Raw genomic sequence first — 24,962 nt, forward strand, 5'->3', positions numbered from 1 at the left:
GGGGCGAGCTCGCCCACCGTGGGCACCTTCGCCACTAAGGTACAGGAACGGCTCCGCGACGCGCTCGCCGCCCGTCTCGGGGGCGAGTGGGAGACGGAGGCGTCCATCGCCGGCACACCCGTCGACGTGTTGGGTCGCGAGCCGACGGTCGCCGTCGAGGTGGAGTGGCGACGCGCCGATCCGGTCAACAACACCGCGAAGCTGTTTCGCCACCTCGCCGAGGGCACGCTCGACGACGAAGTGGTCGTCGTCCAACTGTTCAGCCGCTACTACGACCTCCAGTCGGGCGGTGTGAGTTCGAAACGGCAAAACGCCGAGTTCGTCGGCGAGGTCGCGACGGATGCCCTTGCCGGGTTCGAGTACACTCCCCTGACACTCGACATCGACCCACCGAAGCGCGGCGGCGACCGTCCCGACGGGTGGCAGGCGGCGGTCGATACCATCGCAGACGCGATACCCGAACGCTGAGTCCGAGTCGGCGGGAGACCGGAACGCGACAACCACGACCACCGCGTCGACACGGAACCCCTTTGTCTGACGCCTCCTGTCTCCCGGTAGTGGCACCGACACAGGCCGTCGCCGACGCCGTTCCCGACTTTGCCGACGCCTTCGGCTTCGAGACGTTCAATCGAATGCAGTCGGAGACGCTTCCCGCAATCTTAGAGCGCGACGACAACGTCGTCGTCTCCGCCCCGACCGCGAGCGGGAAGACCGCCCTCGCCGAACTCGCGATCTGCAAGACGCTCGCCGCCGGCGGGACCGCCCTCTTTTTAGCCCCGCTGCGTGCGCTCACCAACGAGAAGGAAAGCGAGTGGGAGCGGTTCGAGGAGATGGGATACTCCGTCTACGTCGTCACTGGCGAACGCGACCTGAACACGCGCCGCGCCGAGCGCGCCGACATCCTCGTGATGACGCCCGAGAAGACCGACTCCGCGACCAGAAAACACGACTCGGCGCGCTACTCGTTCATCACGGACGTTGACTGCTGTGTCATCGACGAGGTGCATCTGCTCGACTCCGACAAGCGCGGTGCCGTCCTCGAAGTCACCATCTCGCGGCTCCGCCGGCTCTGTGAGCCGCGTATCGTCGCGCTGTCAGCGACGATGCCGAACGTCGAGGACATCGCCGACTGGCTCGACGCGCCCGACGCCTGCACGTTCCAGTTCGGCGACGACTACCGGCCCGTCCCGCTGCACGCCAGCGTCGAGACGTACGCGACGGGCGAGAACGCCTTCCAGAACAAGTACCGCCGGCTGTATCGCGCGCTCGATCTGGCACAGCCCCACATCGAAGAGGACGGCCAGTCGCTCGTCTTCGTCGCCTCCAGACAGGACACGGTTCGGGCGGCGAAGAAGGCCCGCGACGTGCTCGCCGAACGCGACATCGACATCGGGGCGCGCGGCGACTACGACCTGCACACCGACGCACAGGACCTCCGCAACGACACCCTCCGCCAGTCGGTCGTCGACGGCGTGGCCTTCCACCACGCCGGCCTCTCGCGAGAGGACAAGAACGCCGTCGAGGCGTGGTTCAAAGAGGGGAAGATTCAGCTGCTCTTTTCCACCTCGACGCTCGCGTGGGGGGTTAACCTCCCCGCCCGATGTGTCGTCATCCGGGACACGAAGCTCCACGACCCGCTCGAGGGCGAGGTAGACATGAGCCCGCTCGACGTGCTTCAGATGCTCGGACGGGCCGGCAGACCCGGCTACGACGACAAGGGGTACGCTCACGTCGTCTGTGAGGGGCGCGACGCCGAGAAGTATCGCCGGCTCCTCCGGGAAGGAAAAGAAATCGAGTCGCGACTCGCCGCCGAACTCGATTCGCATCTCAACGCCGAAATCGCGCTGGGGACGATTCGCGACCTCGACGACGTGATGGAGTGGCTCCAGACGACGTTCTACTACGTGCGCGCCCAGTCCGCGCCCGACCAGTACCGCTTCGGGGGAAAGCTCCGCGAGCGCGTCCGCGAGACGCTGCAGGACCTCGTCGCCTCGGGGTTCGTGGAGACGGACGACGAACTCCGGGTCGAGGGGACCCCGCTCGGACGGCTCGCCTCGAAGTTCTATCTCCGGCTCGACACCGCAGAAGGGTTCAAGACGCTCGCCGACCGCGCAGCCGAGGAGACCCTCTCGGATGCCGACGTGTTGGAGGCGGTCGCGACCGCCGGCGAGTTCGACAGCGTGAGCGCGCGCCGGGACGAGCGCGACGCGGTCCGGGCCGTCCTCGGACCGGACGGCGACGACCTCGACCCCGGCAACCGGAAGGTGCTCGCCATCCTGCGCGCCTCGATGGACGGGAATACGCCCTCGGAGCTGCGCTCTGACGCGTGGGTCATCCGCCAGAACGCGCTCCGGATGGTGGCCGCCCTCCGAGAGTTCCTCGACCGCTTCGCCGGTCCGTACGCCGCGAACGTGGCCTGCCGGGTCGAGGCGCGCGTCGAGAACGGGATTTCGGCCGACGCCGTCGGGCTGACGGCTATCGACGGCATCGGGAAGGGGAGGGGCGTCAAGCTCGCGAAGGAGGGCCTCCAGACGCCCGCCGACGTGCTTGCTGCCGGCGTCGATGGCCTCGTCGATGCGGGGCTTTCGGAAGGGCTCGCCGAGCGCGTCATCGAGCAGGCGCGTGACCTCCCGGTCGTCGAAGTCGAGTGGAGCGAGTTCCCCGACCGTATCGCCCACGGCACGAGCGAGATGCACGACGTGACGGTCAAGAACACGGGCGGCGGCGCACGCGGCGAGGTGCGCGTCACCGTCAACGGCGTCGAGATGTCCAGCGAGTCGCGGTATCTGGGCGAGGCGACGGTGCCGGTCGGCGTGTTCGGGGCCGACGCCGACGAGCTCACCTTCCGCGTGGAGGTGGCGTTTGCCGAGCTTCCGCTGTTGCCCGAAAGCGAGACGCGGACGGTCGCCGTCGAGTGATCAGTTGAACGAGCGGACGGTCATCGAGAGCGTGTCCAAATCGAGGATGGGCGCGAAGCCGGCGTCGGGGTCGATGTTGACGGATTTCTGGAAGTCGGTCTGTGCCTGCCAGCAGCCCGAGTTGACCGCGATGACGCGGCGATACTTCCCCCAGCCGAGCTTGTGGACGTGGCCGGTGTGGAACACGTCGGGCACCTCCTCCATCACGAGGTAATCCTCCTCCTCGGGGGCGACGCGGGTCTTGCCGCCGAACTGCGGGGCGACGTGGCGCTTCTTCAGGAGTTGGTACATCGCCTTGTGGGGTTCGTCGTAGCTGGCCTTCTCCTCGGGGAGTTCGGCGATAACCTCGTCAAGTGAGACGCCGTGGTACATCAGAATCTTGACCCCCTCCACGTCCACGAGCGCGGGGTTGCCGTGGATGCGGGCGTCGTGGGCAGACATGATGTCGCGCAGTTCTTCGTCAAAACCGGGCTGTGGTTCGGCGAGCCTGACGGCGTCGTGGTTGCCCGGAATCAGCAGAATCTCCATGTCGCCGGGCACCTCCTTCAGGTGCTCACAGAACTGCTCGTACTGGTCGTAGATGTCGACGATCGACAGCTCCTCGTCCTGGTTCGGGTAGACGCCGACCCCCTCGACCATGTCGCCGGCGATGAGGAGATACTCGACGTGTTCGGCCTCGTCGGTGTGGAGCCATTGTGCGAATCGGTGCCACGCGTCCTCGAGGAACTCGTCGGAGCCGACGTGGATATCCGAGATGAGCGCGGCCTGCACGTGGCGGTCTGCGGTGTTCGGGCTGTAGGTCCGGGGCACCTCGGGGAAGTGGATGGCGTCGACGAACATGATGGAGCCGTCGTCGCTCAACCCCCCTTCGACGGCGATGACCTCATCGAGGAGGAGTTCGTCGACGAGGTCAGCAATCGGACGGTCCTTCATGACGAGACACGGGAAGACGCCGTTGGTGTCTTCCAGTTCGATGAGCCAGTGGCCGCTCGCGGTCGACCGGATGTCGTTGACCATCCCGACGAGCCCGGCCTCGCCACCCCCCTGTGAGCTCTGGAGTGAGGTGGTCGGGCGATGCTGGACTCGACCGCGGAGCTGGCCGGCGAGCTTCTCGTAGCGGTCGCGGAACACGGTGACGAAGTCGTCGTACTCGCCGGTGCCCGTCGACTGGCCCGTGATGTCCTGTGCGACCGAAATCGATTGTTTCGACTGGTCGCGAGAGACGCTGTTAGACCCCCTCGTTTCGACTGGAACGTCCCCACCGTCGGTGCTCGATTCCGCGGGGTTGGTTCCAGTTGAAACAGAGGGGTCGTGTGGGTCGGTGTCGTGGGGCGCATCTTCGCTCTCGCTCGGACCGGCCGGACGTTCCGTGGCGCGTCGGTCCGCGAGGGCGGCATTCACGTGGTCGGCGGTGAGAACGAGTTCGTCGTCGGGCGTCGCTTCAACTGCGAGTACGAGCGCCTGCTCGGGGTCGTCGGTGCCGGCAAGCAGGGTGACGGCCTCGCGAGAGGCGTTGTAGCCGTGGCTCGCGAGGAGACTGGCAATACGGGCGGGCGACGCCATCGGCATGGCCCGAGGGAGGCGGCTGAGCGAGAAAAGCGTGCCGAAACCCAGAACGTTGAAGCGACTCGCGTCGCCACTAGAGACAATGAGCGACGAGTCGGAACCGGAGGGACTGCGCGAGTGGTTCCACTGGTTCCGGACGACGGACCACGGAGCCGTCGTCTACGTGCGGGAGATGGGGATGAGCATCGCCGCGGTGTTGCTCGTGGGACTGCTGTTGTTCGCCGTCAGCGGCGTCTGGCCCCCGATGGTCGCCGTCGAGTCCGGCAGCATGGAGCCGAACATGAACGTCGGTGACCTAGTCTTCGTGATGGACGAAGAGCGGTTCGCGGCCGACGCCGCCTACGCCGGCACGGGCGTCGTCACCTACAAAGACGGCCGCGAGGTCGGCTACAGCAAGTTCTCCGACTACGGTGATGTCATCATCTTCAGGGCCGACAACGGGTCCGGGACGCCCATCATCCACCGGGCTCGCTTCTGGGTCGAGGAGGGGGAAAACTGGTACGACCGAACGAATCCCGACCACATCGGCGGGGCCGACAACTGCGGGGACCTCCGGAACTGTCCGGCTCCCCACGCCGGCTTCATCACGAAGGGCGACAACAACCCACAGTACGACCAGCTCGGCCCGCTGACCGAGCCGGTGAAGCCGTCGTGGATCGTCGGCAGCGCCGAGTTCGGCATCCCGAAGCTCGGCTACGTGAAGCTGTGTGCCATCGAACTCCAGACGCCCGGCAGACAGCCGAAGTGTCCGGTCGGGTGAGCTAACAGACCGGCTTCGGGTTGACGCCCATCGACTCCAGCTGGTCGGTGTAGGTCTCGTAGGCCGTCTGAATCGTCTCGCGTGCGGCTTCGAGCGCGCGCTCCCAGTCGTCGTCGGACGCACACAGCGCGGCCAGGTGGTCCGTCGCACCGGCCAACTGCTCGTCGAGGTCACCGCCGAGCGCGCGGAACGTGCTCGCAGTCTGGGGGTCGGCCTGCCCGACGAAGAATCCCGTCACCTGCTCTTTGGACTTCTCGGCGACGAGTGCGCGACCGACGAACGCGCCGAGACGCTCGATACTATCGGTACGGGCGCGCAGTCCCTCGTGCATGGCAGTCACGTCGGTCTCGACCGCGTCGGTCCCGAGTTCGGCGAGCACCTGCTCGTAGTGGTCCCGCTCCTCGTTGGCGACGGACGCGAAGAACTCGCCCGCAGCGTCGTCGTCGGTCCACGCCCCGAACGTCTCGCTCGCGGTGCGTTCCGCGGCGGCCGCAGCTTCGAGGACGGTCTCGGGGTCCATCTCGCCGGCGGTGTCGGCGTACAGCGACTTCGACGATCCGAGCCGCGAGAGAGCGGTGTCGTTGTCCGTCCGGACGGTCTCGGTGAACTCCTCGGCGTTCATACTCACTCGTCGTGAGCGGGCGGCTTGTAGTTGGCGTCCCGGCGAACTTTTCTCGCTCGCCCACCGAGCGGGGGTATGACACTCGCCGACGCCACCGCCGCGAAACTCGACGCGGCGAGCGCCGACCTCGCGACCCGTGACAGCGTGCTCGTCGCCTTCTCCGGCGGCGTCGACTCCGCCGTCGTCGCCGCCATCGCTCACGACGCCCTGGGCGAGGACGCCGTCGCCTGTACCGCGAAATCCGAGACGCTCCCCGAGGCGGAACTCGATGACGCGTTCGCCGTCGCCGAGGAGATCGGCATCCGCCACGAGACGACGAGCTTCTCGGAGCTTGACGACCCGGCCTTCGTCGAGAACGACGGCGACCGCTGTTACCACTGCCGGACGATGCGGCTCGGCGAACTGTTCGACACCGCACGCCGACTCGGCATCGAGACGGTGTGTGACGGCACGAACGCCGACGACCCCGGCGAGGGCCACCGCCCCGGACTGCGCGCCGTCGAGGAGTTGGACGCCTACTCCCCGCTGCTCGAACACGACATCACGAAAGCGGAAGTGCGCGCCATCGCCGACCACTTCGACCTCTCGGTCGCGGACAAGCCGTCGATGGCGTGTCTCTCCTCCCGGATTCCGACCGGGCTGGCCGTCACCGAGGAGCGGCTCTCGCGGGTGGAGCAGGCGGAGGAACTCCTCCGGACGTGGGGCTTCGAGCAGTTCCGCGTGCGCGACCACGACGGGCTGGCGCGCATCGAGGTCGACGAAGAGGAACTGCCGCGCGCGCTCGACCCCGATTTCGTCCGCGCCGCCCGCGAGCACCTGCTCGAGTGTGGCTTCGACCACGTCACCCTCGATTTGGAGGGGTACGCGACGGGGTCGGTGTCACCGGCGGGCGAGGAAGCGGACGAACAGACCGACCGGACGAACGTGCTGTCGGCGGAGTACCCGACCAGCTAGCGCCACGGGGTGTGGTTTTCGGTGACGCTCTCGATGGTCTCGTCCACGTCGAAGACGTTGATACCGCAGTTGTCCTGCTCGTGGGCTAACATCGCCTCGGGCACGTCCATCTCCTTCGCGTAGCCGTGGAGCAGGTGGATGGGACCGCCGTGGGTGACAAGGAGGACGGTGTCGTGCTCGCGGTCGGCGATGCGCTCGATACCGTCGGTGACCCGGTCGTACATGTGCACGAGGCTCTCGCCGGATTCCGGCACCTCGCGTGCGGCCTCGGCGGCCGCCTTTCCGAGTGCGAACCGGGGGTACTTCTCGAAGACGGTGTCGTAGGTGAGCCCCTGATACATCCCCACGTCGCGTTCACGGAAGGCTGAGTCGTACTCGACGTTCGTCGCGGGGAGCATCGTCGCGACCCGTTCGGTCGTCTCGCGGGTGCGTTCGAGGTCGGAGGCGTAGACGGCGTCGAACTCGTACTCGCCGGCGAGATGACGGCCGGCGGCAGTGGCCTGCTCGCGGCCGGTCTCGTTGAGCGGGACCGGTGCCCACCCCTGCATTCGGCCCTCGTCGTTCCACGCGGTTTCGCCGTGTCGCAAGACTACGATACGCATACCTCACCCGGGCGTGGCGTCGCCTTCAGCGTTCGCCTCGCGGGCCGAAAGGGCCACCTTCATGCCGCCGACTGCCCAACTCGGGGTATGGAATCGCCGCTGTGGACCGACGAGTTCGCTCCCGAGATCAGCGACCTGCCACAGCCGGACGCTCGCGACTACTTCGAGACGGCCGTCGACGAGCCGCTGAACCTCGTCGTCCACGGCCCGCCGGGGGTCGGGAAGACCGCCGCCGTCCGTGCACTTGCGGCGGCCGCCCACGAGGACCCCGACAACGACCTCGTGGAGCTGAACGTCGCCGACTTCTTCGACCGAACAAAAAAGGAGATCAAAAACGACGAGCGGTTCGCCTCCTTCCTGCGCGGAAACTCCCGCATGTCGAAACGCGACATGATAAACCACGTCCTGAAGGAGTCGGCGAGCTACCAGCCGGTCTCCGGCCGGTACAAGACCGTTCTGTTGGACAACGCCGAGGCCATCCGCGAGGACTTCCAGCAGGCGCTCCGGCGAGTGATGGAGCGCTACGCCGAGAACACGCAGTTCGTCATCGCGACCCGCCAGCCGTCGAAGCTGATTCCGCCGATTCGCTCGCGGTGTTTCTCCGTGTCGATGCGCGCGCCCGGCCACGACGCGATGGTCGAGACCGTCGAGCGGGTCGTCTCCCTCGCCGGCGTGGAGTACGACGACGACGGCTTGGAGTATCTGGCCGGCTACGGCGACGGCAACGTCCGGGAGGCCGTGCTCGGGGCACAGACGACCGCCGAAGCCGAAGGCGAGGTGACGATGACCGCCGCCTACGAGACGCTCGGCGACATCGGCCACGACGACGTGGTGGAGACGATGCTCGAGGCTGCCGAGCAGAGCAACTTCGAGGACGCGCGCTCGGAGTTGGACACGCTCATCTACGACGAGGGGTACGACGGCGACGAGATTCTCTCGGACGTGTTGGGAGTGGCGCGGTCCCGCTACGACGGTCGTCGACTGGCGAAGCTGTACCGTATCGCGGGCGAGGTGGATTTCGACCTGACGGAGTCGACGAGCGACCGGGTGCAGTTGGGCCATCTGCTCGCGGAGATCGGGCGACCGGCGGACGAGTAGCGCGGCCCGTTCGCGGGCGCGTCGCACGCGCGAGCGGGCATGAGAGAGTTTTTATCACGCCGTTTCGTAGCCGGCGACAAGATGTTCAAGGCTATTGTGAGCGCTGACACGCTCGGAGACGCGTTAGACTCCGTGAGCGTGCTGGTCGACGAGTGTAAGATTCGACTCGAAGAGGAGGGGCTCACGATTCGCGCCGTCGACCCTGCGAACGTCGGCATGGTCGATTTAACGCTCGATGCTGCCGCCTTCGAGTCCTACGAGACCGACGGGGGCGTCATCGGCGTCAACCTCTCGCGACTGGAGGAGTTCGTCGGCATGGCCGACGCCGGGCAGTTGGTCCAACTCGAACTCGACGAGGAGACCCGCAAACTCCACGTCCAGATCGAGGGACTCGAGGGGACGCTCGCGCTCATCGACCCCGACTCCATCCGCCAGGAGCCGGACTTACCGGACCTCGACCTGCCGGCGAACGTCGTCGTCGAAGGAGCCGATATCGCCCGCGCCGTCAAGGCCGCCGACATGGTCTCCGACCACATCGCGCTCGGCGTCGACGCCGACGAGGAACTGTTCTACGTCGACGCGGAGGGTGACACCGACGACGTGCACCTCGAACTCACCCGCGAGGACCTCATCGACCTGACCGCCGGCGACGCCCGCTCGCTCTTCTCGCTCGATTACCTGCAGGACATGAACAAGGCGATTCCCTCCGACGCCGAGGTAACGATGGAGCTGGGCGAGGAGTTCCCCGTCAAGCTCCACTTCGATATCGCCGAAGGTGAAGGTAGTGTAACATTTATGCTAGCGCCACGCATCCAGAGCGACTAATTACCCCAAGCGGCGGTCGATAACTGCCTTCGCCTCTCTGCCTGCCTGTTTCCACCCGTAGCCCCGCTCGTAGACGTGCCGCTTCGAGTCGACCAGCTCCTCGGGACTCGCCTCCTCGAAGCCGCCGCGTGCCCACGTGCCCGACTCCTCTAGCCACGTGAGCATCTGCTCGCGGGTCTCCTGCCACGAGAGCCCCACCATCTCGTAGAAGGCGACGAGCGCGAAGACGGCGTTGTCGTGTGCGCCGTGGACGGACCCCTTCTCGTAGATAGTCTTCAGCGGCTCCATCGTCGGGTGGGTGACGCGCTCTTTGTACGCTTCTGCGGTGAGCAGCTCCAGCGGCTCGTCGTCGTCGCCGTCGACGCGCTGGTCGGCACGGAGTCGGGAGAGACCGGCGGCGTGAAGCCCGCCCCACTCCTCGATGTTGGCTCGGAGGTCGGCCTGCGTGTGCGGTTCAGTCGAGAGTCGCGAGAGGATATCGACGTAGGCGGCTTCGATGTCGGTCCAGCGGACGCCGTCGAAGTCACAGTCGACGTCGTGGAGGTTCGTACGGGTGCGACAGCCCGGACACGGGTACTCGAAGCGCGGCATGGCTCACCTCCCGGCGTCGCGAACTAAGACGTATCGCTGTTCAGCCGGCGAGCATCGACTCGCGCCGGCGGACGAGTCGCGTGGCGAGATAGACGAACGGCGTGTCGACGACCGCGATGAGGAGTTTGAGCAGATACTGCCCGACGGCGAGACTCAACACGACCGAATTCGGGAGGTCCGGGCCGATGCCGGCGTACTGCGGGAGCAGATAAAAGGCGATACCGACGAACAGCACGGTATCGATGGCCTGTGAGCTGGCCGTCGAGGCGACGTTGCGGAGCCACAGCTTCTCTTTGCCCGTGCGTTCGCGAATCGCGTGGAACACGTACACGTCCCAGTTTTGCGAGACGAGATACGCGACCAGCGAGCCGAGGACGATGTTCGTCGACGCGCCGAGCACGGTTGCGAACATCTCGGGGTCGATACTCGACCCGGCGGCCGGCGCGGCGATGGTCGAGTAGACCAACGCGAGCATGACGAAGTTCATCGCGAACGCGACGTTGACGAGCCGGCGAGCCGACCGCTTGCCGTACAGTTCGGTGAAGCAGTCGGAGGCGAAGAACGTCACCGCGTACGCGAGCGCCGCACCCGGGAGGACGAGCGAGGAGTCGACGATCGGGAGCGAAAACGGGATGCCGAACGCGAGCACCTTCGCCGCCGTCAGCTGTGAGGTGACGAGCGCGGTGACGAACAAGGCGGCGAGAATCGTCGCGCCGAGTGGAATCGGTCGGTCACTCATCGTCGTCCAGTCGGCCGTGGCGAGCGTCGATGTCGTCGAGGATGTCGAGGTTCTTGCGAATCGACGCGCGGATCGCGTCCGACCGGTTCACGTACTTCCCCTCGGAGCCGACGTGGTCGTCGAGGTCAGCGAGCAGTTCCCCCGGAATCTCGACGCTGATTTTGGGCATACGGGAGGGTAGGCGCATCCGAAATAATAGTTCGTTCGTCTTGTAATCCTCTTTGAGTGTTATCTCATCGTCGCTCGGCGAAGGCGAACCGCGGCTTCACGTCGTCGACGCGCACGTCGACCTCCTCGCCGGTCGCGGCGTCGGGGATGAAAACGGTGAACCCCTCAACCTTCGCGATGCCGTCCCCCTCGCTTCCCTCGTCGACGATATCGACCGTCAGCTCGTCGCCCTCTCGCACCGGGGCAGTGAGTCTCCCCTTCGCGACGAGATACAGCTCTGAGGAGGAGTCGCGCGAGGCGTCCGGGTGGACGGCGCGCACATACTCGAACTCACTCTCCATGTCCTCGCGCAACGGAGCCACGTCCTGTCCCTCAAAAATCTTGACCGCGAGGTCGCCGCCGGCACCGAGTAGTTCCAGCGCCGTCTCGAAGGCCATCCGGGCGAGGTGTGCAGACCGCGCGGCGTCGAGGTGGTACTCGCCGGTCATGTTCGGTGCCATGTCGGAGACGACCGCGTCGGCCTCGCCGACCCGCTCGATGATGCGCTCGCGGGTGTCGTCGTCGGTCATGTCGCCACGGAGCGTCTCGACGCCGTCGATATCCTCGATGCGCTGGAGGTCGACCGCGATGACGGTGCCCTGTTCGCCGACGCGCTCGCTGGCGACCTGCGACCAGCCGCCGGGGGCCGCACCCAAATCGACGACGGTGTTGCCCGGCCCGAACAAGCCGGCCGTCTCGTCCAGTTGCTTCAGCTTGTACGCGGAGCGAGCGCGATACCCCTCCTGTTTCGCGCGGTTGTAGTACTCGTCTTTTCCAGTCATGCTCTCACCGCTGGCGAATCGCTCATACAGGAGATACACGCGCCAACGCGGAAAGATACGTCGGAGCCTACCGCAACACGAGGATGTGGCGGTCCAAGCTCCCGTGAACGGGCCGAACGAATCGGGACTCGACGGTCCAGCCGGCCTCGCGGGCGGCGTCGTCCCACTCGCGGTCACAGACGAGAACGCCCCGGTCTGTAACGCGGTGGGTCTCGGCGAGCGCGTCTTCGACGAGCGCAGACAGCGACTGATTGGCAATCTTCGACTGGCGGCCGTACGGCGCATCGAAGACCGCGCAGTCGGCGGCCTCGTTACGCAGGGGGAGCCGGGTCGCGTCGCCCCGAACCACGTCGTACCGACCGGGCGACGGCAGCCCGGCGACGCCGTCACCGTCGAGGAAGTGCGCGAGGTTGTCGCGTGCGCCGTGGCTCATCTTCCACTGGGCGTCGTTGCCGAGCACGTCCGCCCCGACGAGTCCCGCCTCGACGAGTCCGCCACCGGTGCCACACATCGGGTCAAGCACCGTGCGACCGGGGCGTGCGCCGGCGATATTGGCGACCGCCCGCGCCAACAGCGGGTCCATACTGCCGGGCTGAAAGAAAGGCTTGTCCGTCGGGCGACGGCTGCCGAAGTCGCGGACGGATTCGGTTTCCAGCCACGCGAGCGCGGCCGTCTCGCCCGCGAAGAGCGCTCGGAGCTCGTGGTCGGGGGAGTCGAGATCGACCGGAAATCCGCGGTCGGTGAGCGCACCGCCGAGGTCGCGTTCGGCCTGCTGGGTCGACACGTCGGCCGTCGCCTGTACGTCTCTGGCGCGGACAGCGACCGTACCGGTGCGGTCGATGGACGCGGCTTCGAGCAGCGCGACGGCGGCGTCGATTCCCCCCTCGGCCGTACCGACGAGTTCGTCCGCGGCGTGGGTGTACGCGAGCCCGCGGACTCGGTCGGTGATACCGCGGGCCGTCGCGAGTCCGGGAGCCAGCGGCTGCACGTCCGAGCAGGCGCTCGCTGCCTCCCGGGCCGCGAAGGCGTCGTCTTCCCCACCGAGTTCGAGGAGATACACACCAAAGGTCGCAACGGCGAGCGCAAGAAGCCGACGATAGCGCGCGGTCTCATACGTACCTTTTTGAGGCGGAGAACCGACACAGGAGTTAAATGGACGACCCCAAAGCGACCATCAATATCGAGAACGTGGTGGCATCGACCGGTATCGCCCAGGAACTCGATCTACAGAGCGTCGCGATGGACCTCGAGGGGGCAGACTACGACCCCGAGCAGTTCCCGGGACTCGTCTACCGAACGCAGAATCCGAAGTCCGCCGCGCTCATCTTTCGCTCTGGGAAGGTCGTCTGCACCGGCGCGAAATCGACCGCCGACGTGCACGAGGCGCTTCATCTCGTCTTCGATGAACTGCGTGCGCTCGACATCCCCATCGAAGACGACCCGGAGATTACGGTCCAGAACATCGTCACCTCCGCCGACCTCGGCGAGGACCTGAATCTGAACGCCATCGCCATCGGGCTCGGGCTCGAGAACATCGAGTACGAACCCGAGCAGTTTCCGGGGCTCGTCTACCGGCTGGACGACCCGGACGTGGTCGCGCTGTTGTTCGGCTCCGGCAAGCTCGTCATCACGGGCGGCAAGAAGCCAGAAGACGCCGAAGTAGCCGTCGACACCATCGTCGAGCAGCTCGACGAACTCGGGCTGCTCGCGTAACGGATAAACAGCGACGCCCCATAGACCGGGGCGATGGTTGTTCCCCTGCAAAGCATCGCCGGCGGCGGACTGCTGGCGCTCGTCGTGACGTTTCTCCTGACCGCGGCGTTTTACGCCTTCACGCTCCATCTCGCTGCCACCTTCTTCATCGGTGACGTGCCCTCACAGCGGGCCGCCTACGCCGCCCCGGTGCCGGCGCTCGTCTCGATTCTGCTCGGCGAGTACGGCCAGTCGGGGGTGTTCGGTATCGGCCCGGACCTGCTCGTCGGCGTCGCGCTCGTAGTCGCGCTGCTTGCCGACCTCGCGGCCGTCAGCGTCGCCTACCGGCTGAAGCTCCGGTCTGCGGTGCCGGTCGTCGTGCTCCACTTCGCGTTCGCGGCCGTCCTCGGCATCGCGCTCGGGAATCTGCTCGGCGTCGGACTGCTGTTTTGATCACTCGTGGCCGGTCCACTGTGCGAGCAGGAGCGTCCCCTCGAAGAGGACGATCATCGTCACGGCGACGAAGATGGGACCGAGTCCCGTCGGGTCGCCGGTAAAGAGGAACGCCAGCGCCGCGAACAGCCCCCAGAAGATGAGTCGGCGGCTCTGGAGCCACGTCCGGGTGACGAGTCCCATCATCAGCGCCAGCATGATGAACAGCGGAATCTGGAACACGATGGCGAACGCACCGAGCATCAGGACGATGAGGTCGAACGTCTCCGTCAGCCCGAATGCGAGCGTCGTCGCGCCCTCGGAGTAGCCGACGAAGTAATCAAAGAGGATGGGGATGACGAGGTGGTGGGCAAACAGCATGCCGGCGGCAGCGAGCACCAGACTCGTCGGCACGCTCGCCAGGTAGTAGCGCCGTTCGCGGGGATACAGCCCCGGTCGCATGAACAGATACGTCTCGTAGACAAACAGCGGGAGCGCGACGACGAAGCCGGCGAGCGTCGCGACTTTCAGCCTCGCCAACACGACTGCGAGTGGGTGATACACCCGGGCACAGGCGGTTTGTGGATCGACGTTCGTCGCGCCGACCTGTGCCACCTGCCGGCAGATCTCTTCGGTCCCGGGCAGATAGTTGAACCACAGGAAGTTGATGAGATACGTCGCGAACGGGAAGACGACGCCGGAGACGGCCGCCATCACGACGATGACCACGCCGAGCCGCTTTACCATCTCCTCGATGTGGTCGGCAAGCGGCATCTCCTGGTCGTCGGGTGCACCCTCGAACTCCTCGGGTTCGCTCACCGGGCCGGGCTGTGCGACCTCTGCGGAGTCGCCGACGGAGCCGCTCACGCCGGGTGAGCCGTCGTCGAACGACGCGTCGCCACGGTCGCCGATGTCATCGGTCTCGTCGGGGCCGTCCTCATCATCGTCGGCGTCCCGTTCGAGCGAGTCGCGTTCCACTGCCGGCGTGGTGTCGACTTCGTAGCCGTCGAACGGGTCGTCCGCCATCGTCGTCGGCGAAGTGTTCGGGTCGTCGCCAGCGTCGCCGTCGTCGTCGGCCGGCGTCTCAACCGGATCAGCCGTCGGCGTGTCGGGGTCGTCTTCTGGGTCGAGCGGTTCATCCGAGTCGGTCGCTCCGGCTGTCGTGTCGTCGGAATCAGGCGTGTTGCCGGTCTGTGGCGCGTCGTCGGCGTCGGAATCGGAGCCGTCACCCGTCTCGTCGTCGAGCCGACGAACCGCGGGCTCTGGAGGGGTAGTGTCGTCGTCCGACTCCTCAGGCATTAGCGTGCGTTCCGCGTCGCCCAGTTGTAAGCCTTCTTCTCGACGCTCGGCCGAGGCTGAAAGGTTGATAACCCGGCGGTACCCAACGACGTACGTGTCTGGAATCGTCGATAATGATGTCACCCGCGGGCTCCAGAGCGGTCGCGAGACGCTCGGTTCCATGCTGTCGGCCGCACAGAGCCATCTCCAGAAGGTGTTCATCGTCTTCGTGGTCGGACTCATCGCGACGATTCTGTTCTTGCGCAACTACGGCTGGGACCGGATGAAGGCGGACCTGTTGGCCGAGGCTCCGGAGGCGACCATCGTCGCGGTCACGCCGTTCGACGTGATTCTGTTGCAGGTGAAGATCGGGCTGGTGGTGGGCCTGCTCCTGTCGATTCCGTTCCTCATCTACTACTCGCGCAGCGCGCTCAAAGGGCGAGGCTACTGGCCGACGGGCGTGCCGCGGTGGAAGATCGCCGTCGTCGTCGCCGGAGGCGTCCTCCTCCTGCTTGCCGGCGCGGCCTACGGCTATCTGCTCTTCTTCCCGGTCGTGTTCGACTTTCTCGCGGCAAACGCCGCCGCGGCCGACATCTCGCCGACCTACTCCATCGTGAAGTGGGTCCAGTTCGTCTTCCTGCTCTCGCTTTCGTTCGGTCTCGCGGCCCAACTCCCGCTTGCGATGTCGGGGATGGCGCTGTCGGGCGTCGTTCCCTACGAGACGTTCCGCGACTACTGGAAACACGCCATCGTCGTGTTGTACGCCGCAGGAGCGATATTCACGCCGCCGGACCCGCTCACGCAGCTGATGTGGGCGACCCCGTTGGTCGTGTTGTACGCGTTCTCCCTTGGTCTCACGCGGTTCCTCGTCACGGCACAGGCCGCCGGACGACAGGTCGGCCTGAAGCCGACGGCCCGGCGGAACTGGAACGTGCTCGCGGGCGTCGGCTTCCTCACCGGCGCGGTCGCGTTTCTGCTCGGGCGGGCGGCGTTCGACGGCCAGCTCAACGGCGTGATGCGGACGCTGGAGTCGCTCCCGTACTTCGGTCCCTCCTTCGCCGAGCGGTTCCCGCAGACGCTGACGACGGATACGCTGTTCGGGGTCGACACGCTGGTCGTCGTGGCGGCCGTGGCCGCGTTGCTCGCGGTTGTCGCAGCCTTCGCCGTCACGGTCGTGTTGATGTTCCGCGCGCTGGACGCGGTCGCCGACCGCTCGCCCCGCGTCGCGAGCACCGGCGACCCGGCCGAACTCGACCTCTCGGAACTCGACGCCGCCGGCATCCGCGCCGCACCGCCGGAACCGTTCGAAGCCCTCACCGAAGACGAGGCGCTCGCGCTCGCGAGCGGCGCACTCGACGACGGCGACGACGCCAAGGCGCAGGCGATTCTCGACCGCTACGACGAGATTGCAGAGCAGGAAGAGTCGGACGCCGACGACGAGATTGCGGCCGGCACCACAGACGAACCGGCCCCGACCGAGCCAGTCGAGGACGAAGAAGGCGGCGGTAACGTCGTCACCGAGACGGGCGCGGGGATGTTGTCGGCGTTCACGGCCGACGACGTGGACGAAGACGACATCGGCGGCTACTACCACGATATCGCCTTCATCGCCTCCTCGCTGCGGTCGAAGGCGTTCATCCTCGTCGGGACGTTCATGATCGTGTTGGCGGCGATGTTCTCGTGGCTCTACACCGGCGGTATCGGCTGGCTGAAGGCCAGCTTCCTCGGGCGGCTCGCGGAGGGGTTCTCGGCCGAACAGGTCGACACCGTCGCGCTCCACCCGGTCGAGGCGCTCATCTTCGAAATCAAGCTCTCGATTGTGGTCGGTGCGGTCGCGACGCTACCGATACTGCTGTACTTCGCGTGGCCGGCGCTCAAGGAGCGCGGCTTCGCCAGCGGCGACCGTCGGGTCCTGTTCGTGTGGGGCGGCAGCGTCTTCGCCACCCTGTCTGCCGGCACAGTCGTCGGCTTCCTGTTTGTCGCGCCGCGCATCATCTCGTGGCTCGCGAACGACGCGCTCACGGCGTCGATGGTCATCGCCTACCGCATCAACAACTTCGGCTGGATGGTCTTTTTCACCACCGTCGGGGTCGGCCTGCTCTTCTGTATCCCAGTGACGATGTGGCTGTTCCACGCTGGCGGGCTGGTCAACTACCAGCAGATGCGCGACCGGTGGCGCGTCGTCACCCTCGCCGTCCTCACCATCGTCGCGTTCGCCTCCCCACAGGGCGTCTTCATGATGTTCCTGCTCGGGATTCCGGTCGTCGGGATGTACTTCCTCGGGCTGGCGGTGTTACACGTGGTGACGCTTGGTGGCCGGCGTGGAGGGTCCGGTGGTCGGCCTCGTGCTGCTGACTGACCCGCCCGTTTTTTTCCATTCCCCCGGTGAGTACGGATATGGACCGACAGGATGCGGTCATCGCGCTGGTAGCGGTGCTCGCGTTCATCGCCGGGACGCTCGCCTTCGACCCTGTTAGTGGTGCGGCGCTCGCGCTGTTTCTCGGGTTCGTCTTCGGTGCGCTCGTTCGTGGTCTCGATATGCGATGGACGTAGGAGGCGTGTTCTGACGGAATTTAGTTTGAAATCGACAGCAATGCGCTGTTTGCTCTGACTTCGACAGCACCGCGACCACGCTCGTCGCTTGGCTTCGGGGAAACAGCACCGCAACCATACCAACCTTTCCCCACGACGCACACGCTCGCACGGCGAGCGGTGCGTCAGGCCACCGCCTCGGTTGCTTACTCAAGCGACGTAGTGGCGTGGTCCGAGCGCGCCCTGTGCGCGCGAGTCAGCGCGAGGGACGAGCGAGCGTAGCGAGGGAGTCGGCTGGGGAGGCTCGTGGGCGGTGCTGTCGGGTGGACTGAAAGGGGTCCTGAAGTCGGCCATAGCAGACTTCAGGGTCAGCAAGACGCGCAGCGTCTTGCTCAGACGGGCGTGTCGCGTTCACATGGTCGGCTCCGTGACCACTATCGGGAGCGAACGCAGTGAGCGACCGATATGTCACGGGGACAGAGGGAGAGCGAAGCGCTCCCAAGCAGCCGGCGGTGAAGCCGCCGGCAAGACCGCGACACCCCCGGGACTTTCGGGCCGTTCACAACAGAGCAGTCAGCGGGCGACACACCCAGAGAGTTCAAGCCGTACACAACAGCACTACGAGAGCAACCGAGATAGCCAAAACCACCAACCGACACATCCAGCAGTTCCCGACCATCCGAGACAAGAAAACAAACCGAGTATCCAACTCCACCGAGGGGACAGCACGTTTTTGCTGACAGAGGCAAACGAACAGACATGAGTCGCTCGCGTGACCGGCCCCGAAAGCCGGAGTGGCTGAAGATGCGTCCCCCCTCTGGCGACCGCTTTACCGACATCAAGTCGACGCTGCGCGAGCACGACCTCCACACCGTCTGTGAGGAGGCGTCGTGTCCGAACCTCGGCGACTGCTGGTCCGGGCGCAACGGCCCGGGGACGGCGACGTTCATGCTGATGGGCGACCGCTGTTCGCGAGGCTGTAACTTCTGTGACGTACAGACCGGCGGCATGGAGTCGCTCGACGCCGAGGAACCGGCGAACGTCGCGAGCGCCGTCGCCGAAATCGGGCTCGATTACGTCGTCTTGACGAGCGTGGACCGCGACGACCTCGCCGACGGCGGTGCGGGCCACTTCGCGGAGACGATTCGGGAAATCAAACGCCGCGACGAGTCGATTCTCGTGGAGGCGCTCATCCCCGACTTCCAGGGGGACGAACGCGCAGTCCAGGAGGTCATCGACGCCGGACCGGACGTGTTGGCCCACAACATCGAGACGGTCGACCGCCTCCAGTGGCCGGTACGGGACCGCCGGGCGGGCTACCAGCAGTCGCTCGACGTGCTCGCACAGATTGCCGACTCCGACTGTTACGCGAAAACCTCCATTATGCTCGGGGTCGGCGAGTACGACCACGAGGTGTACCAGACGCTGTCCGACCTCCGCGAGGTCGGGGTCGACATCGTCACGCTCGGGCAGTATCTCCAGCCGTCGACGCGCCATCTGGAGGTGTTCGAGTACGTCCACCCCGACAAGTTCGACACGTGGCAGACCGTCGCCGAAGAGCGGTTCGAGTTCCGCTACTGTGCCTCGGGTCCGATGGTACGCTCCTCGTTCAAGGCGGGTGAGTTCTTCGTGGAGGCGGTCGCCCGCGAGGGGTTGTCGCCGGCGGAGGCGCGCGAACAGGCCCACGCCCGGGGGGACTGAGACGCCATCACGTACCACGCCTCCGCGAGAGAGCCGACAAACACATGAAAATGCCGAACGCGGAGGCGATATTTTTGACCGTTCGTCGTATCTCGTGGCAATAGTCACGGCCTACGAAAGGTATTTACGAAACTACTTTGTCCGGTGGCTCTGACACCACGAGTATGATAGACCGGGTGGTACGGCGGTGAGCGTACTCGATACGGACCCACGCGAGCAGGTGCAGGTGCTCGCGGAGGGCGGGTCGGTGGTCGAGGGAGCGACCGTCCCCGACCTCTCCGAGGAGGAGTTCGTGGAGATGTACCGGACGATGAAGCTGGCCCGCCACTTCGACCAGCGTGCCGTCAGCCTCCAGCGACAGGGCCGGATGGGAACGTACCCGCCCCTAGCGGGGCAGGAGGCCGCACAGGTCGGCTCCGCGATGGCGCTCGACGAGCAGGATTGGCTCATCCCGTCCTACCGCGAGCACGCTGCGTCCTACGTCCACGGGCTGACGCTCGAAGGGACGCTTCGCTACTGGATGGGCGACGAGCGAGGCAACAAGCTGGACGATCTGAACATCTTCCCCGTCGCCGTGCCAATCGCCTCACAGGTCCCCCACGCCGCCGGCTTGGGGATGGCTGCCAACTACAACGACACCGACGAGGTGTTCATGTGTTACTTCGGCGACGGCGCAACGTCGGAGGGTGACTTCCACGAGGGACTGAACTTCGGCGGCGTCTTCGACACGCCGACCGTCTTCTTCTGTAACAACAATCAGTGGGCGATTTCCGTCCCGCGAGAGAAGCAGACCGCCTCCGAGACCATCGCGCAGAAGGCAATCGCCTACGGGATAGACGGCGTGCAAGTCGACGGGATGGACCCGCTTGCCGTCTACAAGGTAGCGAAGGCGGCCGTCGACCGCGCGCGCAACGGCGAGGGGGACAAACTCCGTCCGACCCTCATCGAGGCGGTACAGTACCGGTACGGCGCCCACACGACCGCCGACGACCCGTCCGTCTACCGACAGGACGACGAGGTCGAGGAGTGGAAGGCAAAAGACCCGATTCCGCGCATGGAGACGTTCCTGCGCGACCGCGGTGTCCTCGACGACGAGCGCGTCGCCGAAATCACCGAGTCCATCGAGGACGAGGTGGCAGCGGCGATCGAGACCGCGGAGGGGTTCACGCGACCGACGACGGACAGCATGTTCGAGCACGTCTACGCCGACATGCCGGAGCGACTCCGCGAGCAGAAGGCGTATCTCGACCGGCTCCAGTCGAAGCACGGTGACGAGGAACTACTGGAATGAGCGACACACAGAATCTCACACTCGTACAGGCGGTTCGCGACGGACTGAAAGGCGAACTGGAACGCGACGACGACGTGGTCGTCTTCGGCGAAGACGTCGGCAAGAACGGCGGCGTCTTCCGCGCCACGCAGGGACTTCACGACGAGTTCGGCGAGGACCGCGTCTTCGACACGCCGCTTGCGGAATCAGGCATCGTCGGCACCGCAATCGGGATGGCGGCCTACGGGATGAAGCCCGTGCCCGAGATGCAGTTTTCCGGCTTCGCCTACCCTGCCTTCGACCAGATCGTCTCACACGCCGCGCGGCTCCGCACGCGCTCGCGAAGTCGCTTCTCGGTGCCGATGACACTCCGGATGCCCTACGGTGGCGGCATCCGCGCACCCGAACACCACTCCGAGTCGAAGGAGGCCTTCTACACCCACGAGGCCGGGCTGAAGGTCGTCGTTCCCTCGACCCCCCGAGACACGAAGGGGCTGCTCGCGGCCTCTATCCGCGACCCCGACCCGGTCGTGTTCATGGAGCCGAAGCTCATCTACCGGGCCTTCCGCGAGGAGGTGCCCGACGAGACCTACACCGTCGAACTCGGCGAGGCGAAGACCCGCCGCGAAGGGTCGGACGTGTCCGTGTTCACGTGGGGAGCCATGACCCGGCCGTCGCTCGAAGCCGCGGAGCAACTCGAGGGCGACATCGATGTGGAGGTCGTCGACCTCCGCACGCTGTCGCCGATGGACTGGGACGCCATCGTTGAGTCGTTCAAGAAGACGGGTCGCGCGGTCGTCGTCCACGAAGCCCCGAAGACCGGCGGGCTGGGCGCTGAGATCACAGCCACGATTCAGGAGGAGGCACTCGGCTACCAGAGGGCACCCGTGACGCGGGTCACCGGCTTCGATACGCCCTTCCCGCTGTATGCGCTGGAGGATTACTACATGCCAGAAGCCGCGCGCATCGAGGACGGAATCAGGGAGGCGGTAGAGTTCTGATGGTCCGCGAGTTCGAGTTGCCCGACGTGGGCGAGGGACTGGCCGAGGCCGAAGTCGTCTCGTGGCTCGTCTCCGTCGGCGACGCGGTGACGGAAGACCAGCCGGTCGCCGAGGTCGAGACCGACAAGGCGGTCGTGGAGGTGCCGTCGCCGGTCAACGGCACTGTGAAGGAAATACTCGCCGAGGAAGGCGAGATGGTCCCCGTCGGGAACGTCATCATCACGTTCGCCACCGAAGAGGACGAGACCGCGAGCGAGGAGAGCGGAGACACGGAATCGGACGAGAGCGAAGCCGAATCGGCAATCTCGGCCGTCTCCGAAGTCGGCGACGAAGACGAAGATGCGGAGGCCGGGGGCACGGCCGCGAAGGGCGGCCGCGTGTTCGCCTCGCCGAGCGCGCGCCGACTCGCCCGCGAACTCGACGTGGACATCGCGGCCGTCGAGGGGAGCGGTCCCGGCGGGCGCGTCTCCGACGCCGACGTGCGGGCACACGCAGCGAGCGACGACGAGGAGGAAGCAGTCGAGTCGGCGGTCGAACCCGCGACCGCGAAGGTCGGGGAGGACGACGAGGAGGAGCCAGCGCCGACCGGCGACGTAGCGCGCGCAGGGCGCGACCAGACGCTGGCCGCGCCGGCGACCCGACGGCTGGCCGAGGAGGAGAGCGTCAATCTCGACGACGTGCCGACCGACGAGACGCGCGACGGCGAGGCGTTCGTCCGGCCAGAACAGGTGCGTGAGTTCGCCGAGACGCAGCGGGCCGCACAGGCCGCCGACACCGAAGCGGTGCAGGCGGGCCAGGAGGCCGGCGCGGTCTCGACCACGCCCGAACAGGTCGACCAGCGCGAGACGCGCGAACCGTACACCGGGATTCGCCGCACCATCGGCGAGCAGATGGAGACCTCGAAGTACACCGCGCCACACGTCACCCACCACGACGAGGTGGACGTGACGAAGCTGGTGGAGACGCGCGCGCGGCTGAAAGAGGAGGCCGAAGCTCGGGGCCAGAAGCTCTCGTACATGCCGTTCGTGCTGAAGGCCGTCGTCGCCGGACTGCGCGAGTATCCGGTGCTCAACAGCCAGCTAGACGAGGAGGCAGACGAAATCGTCACGAAACACTACTACAACATCGGCGTCGCGGCCGCGACGGACGCCGGTCTGATGGTGCCCGTGGTCGATGCGGTCGACCAGAAGGGGCTGCTCCAGCTGTCCGAGGAGATGAACGAGCTGGTCGCGGCGGCGCGTGACCGCTCCATCGCCCGCGAAGATATGCAGGGCGGCACGTTCTCGATTACGAACTTCGGAGCCATCGGCGGCGAGTACGCCACGCCCATCATCAACTATCCCGAGACCGCAATCCTCGGATTGGGCGCTATCAAGGAGAAGCCGCGCGTGGTGGACGGCGAGGTCGTTCCCCGCCACGTGTTGACCCTCTCTCTTAGCATCGACCACCGCGTCATCGACGGGGCCGAGGCGGCCGCGTTCACGAACACGGTGAAAGAACACCTGCAGAACCCCGAACTCTTGTTACTCTAATGGTCGTCGGAGACATCGCAACTGGCACTGAGGTACTGGTCATCGGCGCGGGACCGGGCGGCTACGTCGCCGCCATCCGCGCCGCACAGCTCGGTCTCGACACGACGCTCGTCGAGAAGGACGCCTACGGCGGCGTCTGTCTGAATCGGGGCTGTATCCCGTCGAAGGCACTCATCACCGGGGCGGACACCGCCCACGGCGCCGCGTCGGCAGAGCGGATGGGCATCCACGCCGATCCCGCCGTCGACATGGCCGCGCTGTCGAGTTGGAAAGACGACGTGGTCGACCAGCTGACCGGCGGCGTCGAGAAGCTGTGTAAGGCGAACGGCGTCAACCTCATCGAGGGGACGGCGGAGTTCGACGGGGAAGGGTCGGTCCGCGTGATGCACGGGGGCGACGGCCAAGGTTCAGAAACCATCGAGTACGAACACGCCATCGTCGCCACCGGCTCGCGACCCATCCAGATTCCCGGCTTCGAGTACGACGAGGAGCACGTCCTCTCCTCGACGGGCGCGTTGAACCTGACGAGCGTCCCCGAGGACCTGCTCGTCGTGGGGGCCGGCTACATCGGAATGGAGCTGTCCACGACGTACGCGAAGCTCGGGACGAACGTTGAGGTCATCGAGATGCTCGACAGCGCCTTGCCCGTCTACGAGGACGACGTGGCACGGGTCGTCCGAAAGCGGGCCGAGGAGTTGGGCGTCGGCTTCAACTTCGGCGAGGGCGCGAGCGAGTGGGAGGAAACCGTCGACGGCGGCGTCCGGCTCACCACCGAGACCGACGACGGCGAACAGTCGACCTACGAGGCCGACCACATCCTCGTGGCCGTGGGTCGCCAACCCGTCACCGACACGCTCGGTCTCGACGCAATCGGGCTTGAACCGACCGAGGCGGGGTTCCTCGAGAGCGACGAGTTCGGCGAGACCGACGTGGAGAACGTCTACGCCGTCGGCGACGTGGCCGGCGAGCCGATGTTAGCGCACAAGGCCTCTGCCGAGGGGGAGGTCGTCGCCGAGCACATCGCCGGCGAGCCGTCCGCGATGGATTTCCAGTCGATTCCGGGCGCGGTGTTCACCGACCCCGAAATCGGGACCGTCGGGATGACCGAGACGGAGGCCGAGGAGGCCGGCTTTGAGCCGGTCGTCGGCCAGATGCCGATGAACGCCTCCGGGCGCGCGCTCACGATGGATGAACCCGACGGGTTCGCCCGCATCGTCGCCGACGCGGAGACGGAGTTCGTGCTCGGTGCCCAAATCGTCGCGCCGGAGGCCTCCGAACTCATCGGCGAGGTCGGCCTGGCAATCGAGATGGGCGCAACTCTGGAGGACCTCGCGTCGACCGTCCACACGCACCCGACGCTGTCGGAGGCCGTGATGGAGGCCGCGATGAACGCCCAGGGGCACGCGGTTCACACGCTGAACCGATAGCTACCGGCAGTCGTCGTCGCAGTTGCCGTCCGGCTGTTCGCCGGGACTCACGCCGACGGGCTGTTCACTCTCGCCGAGCGACTGCTGTGCGTGGGCTGGCTGCTGGCTGGCGTGGTGTCGGTACCGTGGGTTGTGGCTCTGGTTCTCGTAGCCGTGCCCTTCGTGCTCGTGACCGTGGCCGCGTGGACCGTCGCAATCGGTGTGGTTGCCGTGACCGTGGTGGGCCTGTCCGGTCGGCTGGGCCTGTGTCTCTGCTGGCGCGGGGAGCGGAACGCCGGTCGCGACCCCCGCGAGCAGGAGGAAACCGACGAGGACGATGGCGAGTTGTCGCATCACAATTGGATAACAGCGACCGTCGGATGGGTAGTGTGGCGAACATCTTCGGTCGTTGTGGCCGTCGACACCCTGATACGGGCGTGTCGCGAGACGGGTG

The 24,962-nt window shown here is 66.3% G+C and carries 25 protein-coding genes; 15 read left to right on the top strand and 10 right to left on the bottom strand.

The window, feature by feature from the left end:
• Window positions 1-18: 18 nt before the first annotated feature.
• Both DMP03_RS07695 and DMP03_RS07700 read left to right on the top strand, forming a co-directional pair.
• A complete protein-coding gene (locus DMP03_RS07695; protein WP_152120131.1) occupies window positions 19-468 on the top strand; it encodes a hypothetical protein in 450 nt (149 codons plus the stop codon).
• A gap of 89 nt (window positions 469-557) precedes the next feature.
• Window positions 558-2,918, top strand: coding sequence for a DEAD/DEAH box helicase (locus tag DMP03_RS07700; RefSeq protein WP_225871826.1), 2,361 nt, complete (start codon window positions 558-560; stop codon window positions 2,916-2,918).
• Here the strand turns inward: DMP03_RS07700 and DMP03_RS07705 are convergent, their stop codons facing one another.
• The gene (locus DMP03_RS07705; protein WP_152120132.1) at window positions 2,919-4,487 is read right to left on the bottom strand and encodes a DNA-directed DNA polymerase II small subunit; all 1,569 of its coding nucleotides are present in this window, start codon (window positions 4,485-4,487) and stop codon (window positions 2,919-2,921) included.
• A gap of 79 nt (window positions 4,488-4,566) precedes the next feature.
• Between DMP03_RS07705 and DMP03_RS07710 the strand changes: the two genes are divergently transcribed.
• A complete protein-coding gene (locus DMP03_RS07710) occupies window positions 4,567-5,244 on the top strand; it encodes a S26 family signal peptidase (protein ID WP_152120133.1) in 678 nt (225 codons plus the stop codon).
• Between the two features lies 1 nt (window position 5,245).
• Here the strand turns inward: DMP03_RS07710 and DMP03_RS07715 are convergent, their stop codons facing one another.
• Window positions 5,246-5,866 (bottom strand): rubrerythrin family protein, encoded by a 621-nt coding sequence (locus tag DMP03_RS07715; protein WP_152120134.1) that lies wholly within the window; start codon window positions 5,864-5,866, stop codon window positions 5,246-5,248.
• Between the two features lie 75 nt (window positions 5,867-5,941).
• Between DMP03_RS07715 and larE the strand changes: the two genes are divergently transcribed.
• Window positions 5,942-6,820, top strand: a complete 879-nt coding sequence (larE, locus tag DMP03_RS07720) for an ATP-dependent sacrificial sulfur transferase LarE (RefSeq protein WP_152120135.1) — start codon at window positions 5,942-5,944, stop codon at window positions 6,818-6,820.
• Here larE and DMP03_RS07725 read toward each other — a convergent pair.
• Complete coding sequence (locus DMP03_RS07725; RefSeq protein WP_152120136.1) at window positions 6,817-7,422, bottom strand: histidine phosphatase family protein; 606 nt, start codon at window positions 7,420-7,422, stop codon at window positions 6,817-6,819. The genes larE and DMP03_RS07725 overlap by 4 nt on opposite strands.
• Window positions 7,423-7,509: 87 nt before the next feature.
• On the opposite strand from DMP03_RS07725, the gene DMP03_RS07730 reads away from it, so the two are divergent.
• Window positions 7,510-8,520 carry an AAA family ATPase gene (locus DMP03_RS07730; RefSeq protein WP_152120137.1) on the top strand — a complete coding sequence of 337 codons (1,011 nt, stop codon included), beginning with the start codon at window positions 7,510-7,512 and terminating at the stop codon, window positions 8,518-8,520.
• An 81-nt stretch (window positions 8,521-8,601) separates the two neighbouring features.
• Window positions 8,602-9,345, top strand: coding sequence for a DNA polymerase sliding clamp (locus tag DMP03_RS07735; protein ID WP_152120138.1), 744 nt, complete (start codon window positions 8,602-8,604; stop codon window positions 9,343-9,345).
• Here DMP03_RS07735 and DMP03_RS07740 read toward each other — a convergent pair whose 3' ends face one another.
• From DMP03_RS07740 to DMP03_RS07760, 5 genes are all read right to left on the bottom strand, one after another.
• Window positions 9,346-9,936: a DUF7474 family protein gene (locus DMP03_RS07740; RefSeq protein WP_152120139.1), complete on the bottom strand. Its 591-nt coding sequence runs from the start codon at window positions 9,934-9,936 to the stop codon at window positions 9,346-9,348. It abuts the gene before it with no gap.
• Window positions 9,937-9,976: 40 nt separating this feature from the next.
• Window positions 9,977-10,675: a queuosine precursor transporter gene (locus DMP03_RS07745; RefSeq protein WP_152120140.1), complete on the bottom strand. Its 699-nt coding sequence runs from the start codon at window positions 10,673-10,675 to the stop codon at window positions 9,977-9,979.
• A complete protein-coding gene (locus tag DMP03_RS07750) occupies window positions 10,668-10,844 on the bottom strand; it encodes a ribbon-helix-helix domain-containing protein (RefSeq protein WP_075937671.1) in 177 nt (58 codons plus the stop codon). The genes DMP03_RS07745 and DMP03_RS07750 overlap by 8 nt, the downstream gene beginning before the upstream one ends.
• A 64-nt stretch (window positions 10,845-10,908) precedes the next feature.
• Entirely contained in the window at window positions 10,909-11,664 is a 756-nt protein-coding gene (locus DMP03_RS07755) for an RlmE family RNA methyltransferase (protein ID WP_152120141.1), read from the bottom strand.
• A gap of 67 nt (window positions 11,665-11,731) precedes the next feature.
• Complete coding sequence (locus DMP03_RS07760) at window positions 11,732-12,724, bottom strand: THUMP domain-containing protein (RefSeq protein ID WP_152120142.1); 993 nt, start codon at window positions 12,722-12,724, stop codon at window positions 11,732-11,734.
• A 92-nt stretch (window positions 12,725-12,816) separates the two neighbouring features.
• Between DMP03_RS07760 and DMP03_RS07765 the strand changes: the two genes are divergently transcribed.
• On the top strand, window positions 12,817-13,377 hold the full coding sequence (locus DMP03_RS07765; RefSeq protein ID WP_152120143.1) for a TATA-box-binding protein: 561 nt from the start codon (window positions 12,817-12,819) through the stop codon (window positions 13,375-13,377).
• 33 nt (window positions 13,378-13,410) lie between these two features.
• Complete coding sequence (locus DMP03_RS07770) at window positions 13,411-13,809, top strand: DUF7473 family protein (RefSeq protein ID WP_152120144.1); 399 nt, start codon at window positions 13,411-13,413, stop codon at window positions 13,807-13,809.
• Here DMP03_RS07770 and tatC read toward each other — a convergent pair whose 3' ends face one another.
• On the bottom strand, window positions 13,810-15,087 hold the full coding sequence (gene tatC / locus DMP03_RS14825) for a twin-arginine translocase subunit TatC (protein ID WP_152120145.1): 1,278 nt from the start codon (window positions 15,085-15,087) through the stop codon (window positions 13,810-13,812). It lies immediately after the preceding gene.
• Window positions 15,088-15,181: 94 nt separating this feature from the next.
• Here tatC and DMP03_RS07780 point away from each other — a divergent pair, with 94 nt between their 5' ends.
• The 7 genes from DMP03_RS07780 (at window position 15,182) to lpdA (ending at window position 24,529) form a co-directional block, all read left to right on the top strand.
• The gene (locus DMP03_RS07780; RefSeq protein ID WP_152120146.1) at window positions 15,182-17,425 is read left to right on the top strand and encodes a twin-arginine translocase subunit TatC; all 2,244 of its coding nucleotides are present in this window, start codon (window positions 15,182-15,184) and stop codon (window positions 17,423-17,425) included.
• Between the two features lie 38 nt (window positions 17,426-17,463).
• Window positions 17,464-17,619 (top strand): hypothetical protein, encoded by a 156-nt coding sequence (locus tag DMP03_RS14270; protein WP_172967103.1) that lies wholly within the window; start codon window positions 17,464-17,466, stop codon window positions 17,617-17,619.
• Window positions 17,620-18,357: 738 nt separating this feature from the next.
• A complete protein-coding gene (gene lipA, locus DMP03_RS07785) occupies window positions 18,358-19,299 on the top strand; it encodes a lipoyl synthase (protein WP_152120147.1) in 942 nt (313 codons plus the stop codon).
• Window positions 19,300-19,486: 187 nt separating this feature from the next.
• Window positions 19,487-20,590, top strand: coding sequence for a pyruvate dehydrogenase (acetyl-transferring) E1 component subunit alpha (gene pdhA, locus DMP03_RS07790; RefSeq protein WP_152120148.1), 1,104 nt, complete (start codon window positions 19,487-19,489; stop codon window positions 20,588-20,590).
• Window positions 20,587-21,570, top strand: a complete 984-nt coding sequence (locus DMP03_RS07795; protein WP_152120149.1) for an alpha-ketoacid dehydrogenase subunit beta — start codon at window positions 20,587-20,589, stop codon at window positions 21,568-21,570. The genes pdhA and DMP03_RS07795 overlap by 4 nt, the downstream gene beginning before the upstream one ends.
• Window positions 21,570-23,102, top strand: a complete 1,533-nt coding sequence (locus tag DMP03_RS07800) for a dihydrolipoamide acetyltransferase family protein (RefSeq protein ID WP_152120150.1) — start codon at window positions 21,570-21,572, stop codon at window positions 23,100-23,102. Before DMP03_RS07795 ends, DMP03_RS07800 begins: the two co-directional genes overlap by 1 nt.
• Entirely contained in the window at window positions 23,102-24,529 is a 1,428-nt protein-coding gene (gene lpdA / locus DMP03_RS07805) for a dihydrolipoyl dehydrogenase (RefSeq protein WP_152120151.1), read from the top strand. Before DMP03_RS07800 ends, lpdA begins: the two co-directional genes overlap by 1 nt.
• Here lpdA and DMP03_RS07810 read toward each other — a convergent pair whose 3' ends face one another.
• Window positions 24,530-24,862 carry a hypothetical protein gene (locus DMP03_RS07810; RefSeq protein ID WP_152120152.1) on the bottom strand — a complete coding sequence of 111 codons (333 nt, stop codon included), beginning with the start codon at window positions 24,860-24,862 and terminating at the stop codon, window positions 24,530-24,532.
• Between the last annotated feature and the right edge of the window lie 100 nt (window positions 24,863-24,962).

The organism is Halosegnis rubeus, from assembly GCF_009184545.1.
In the GTDB taxonomy this organism is placed as follows: Archaea; Halobacteriota; Halobacteria; order Halobacteriales; family Haloarculaceae; genus Halosegnis; species Halosegnis rubeus.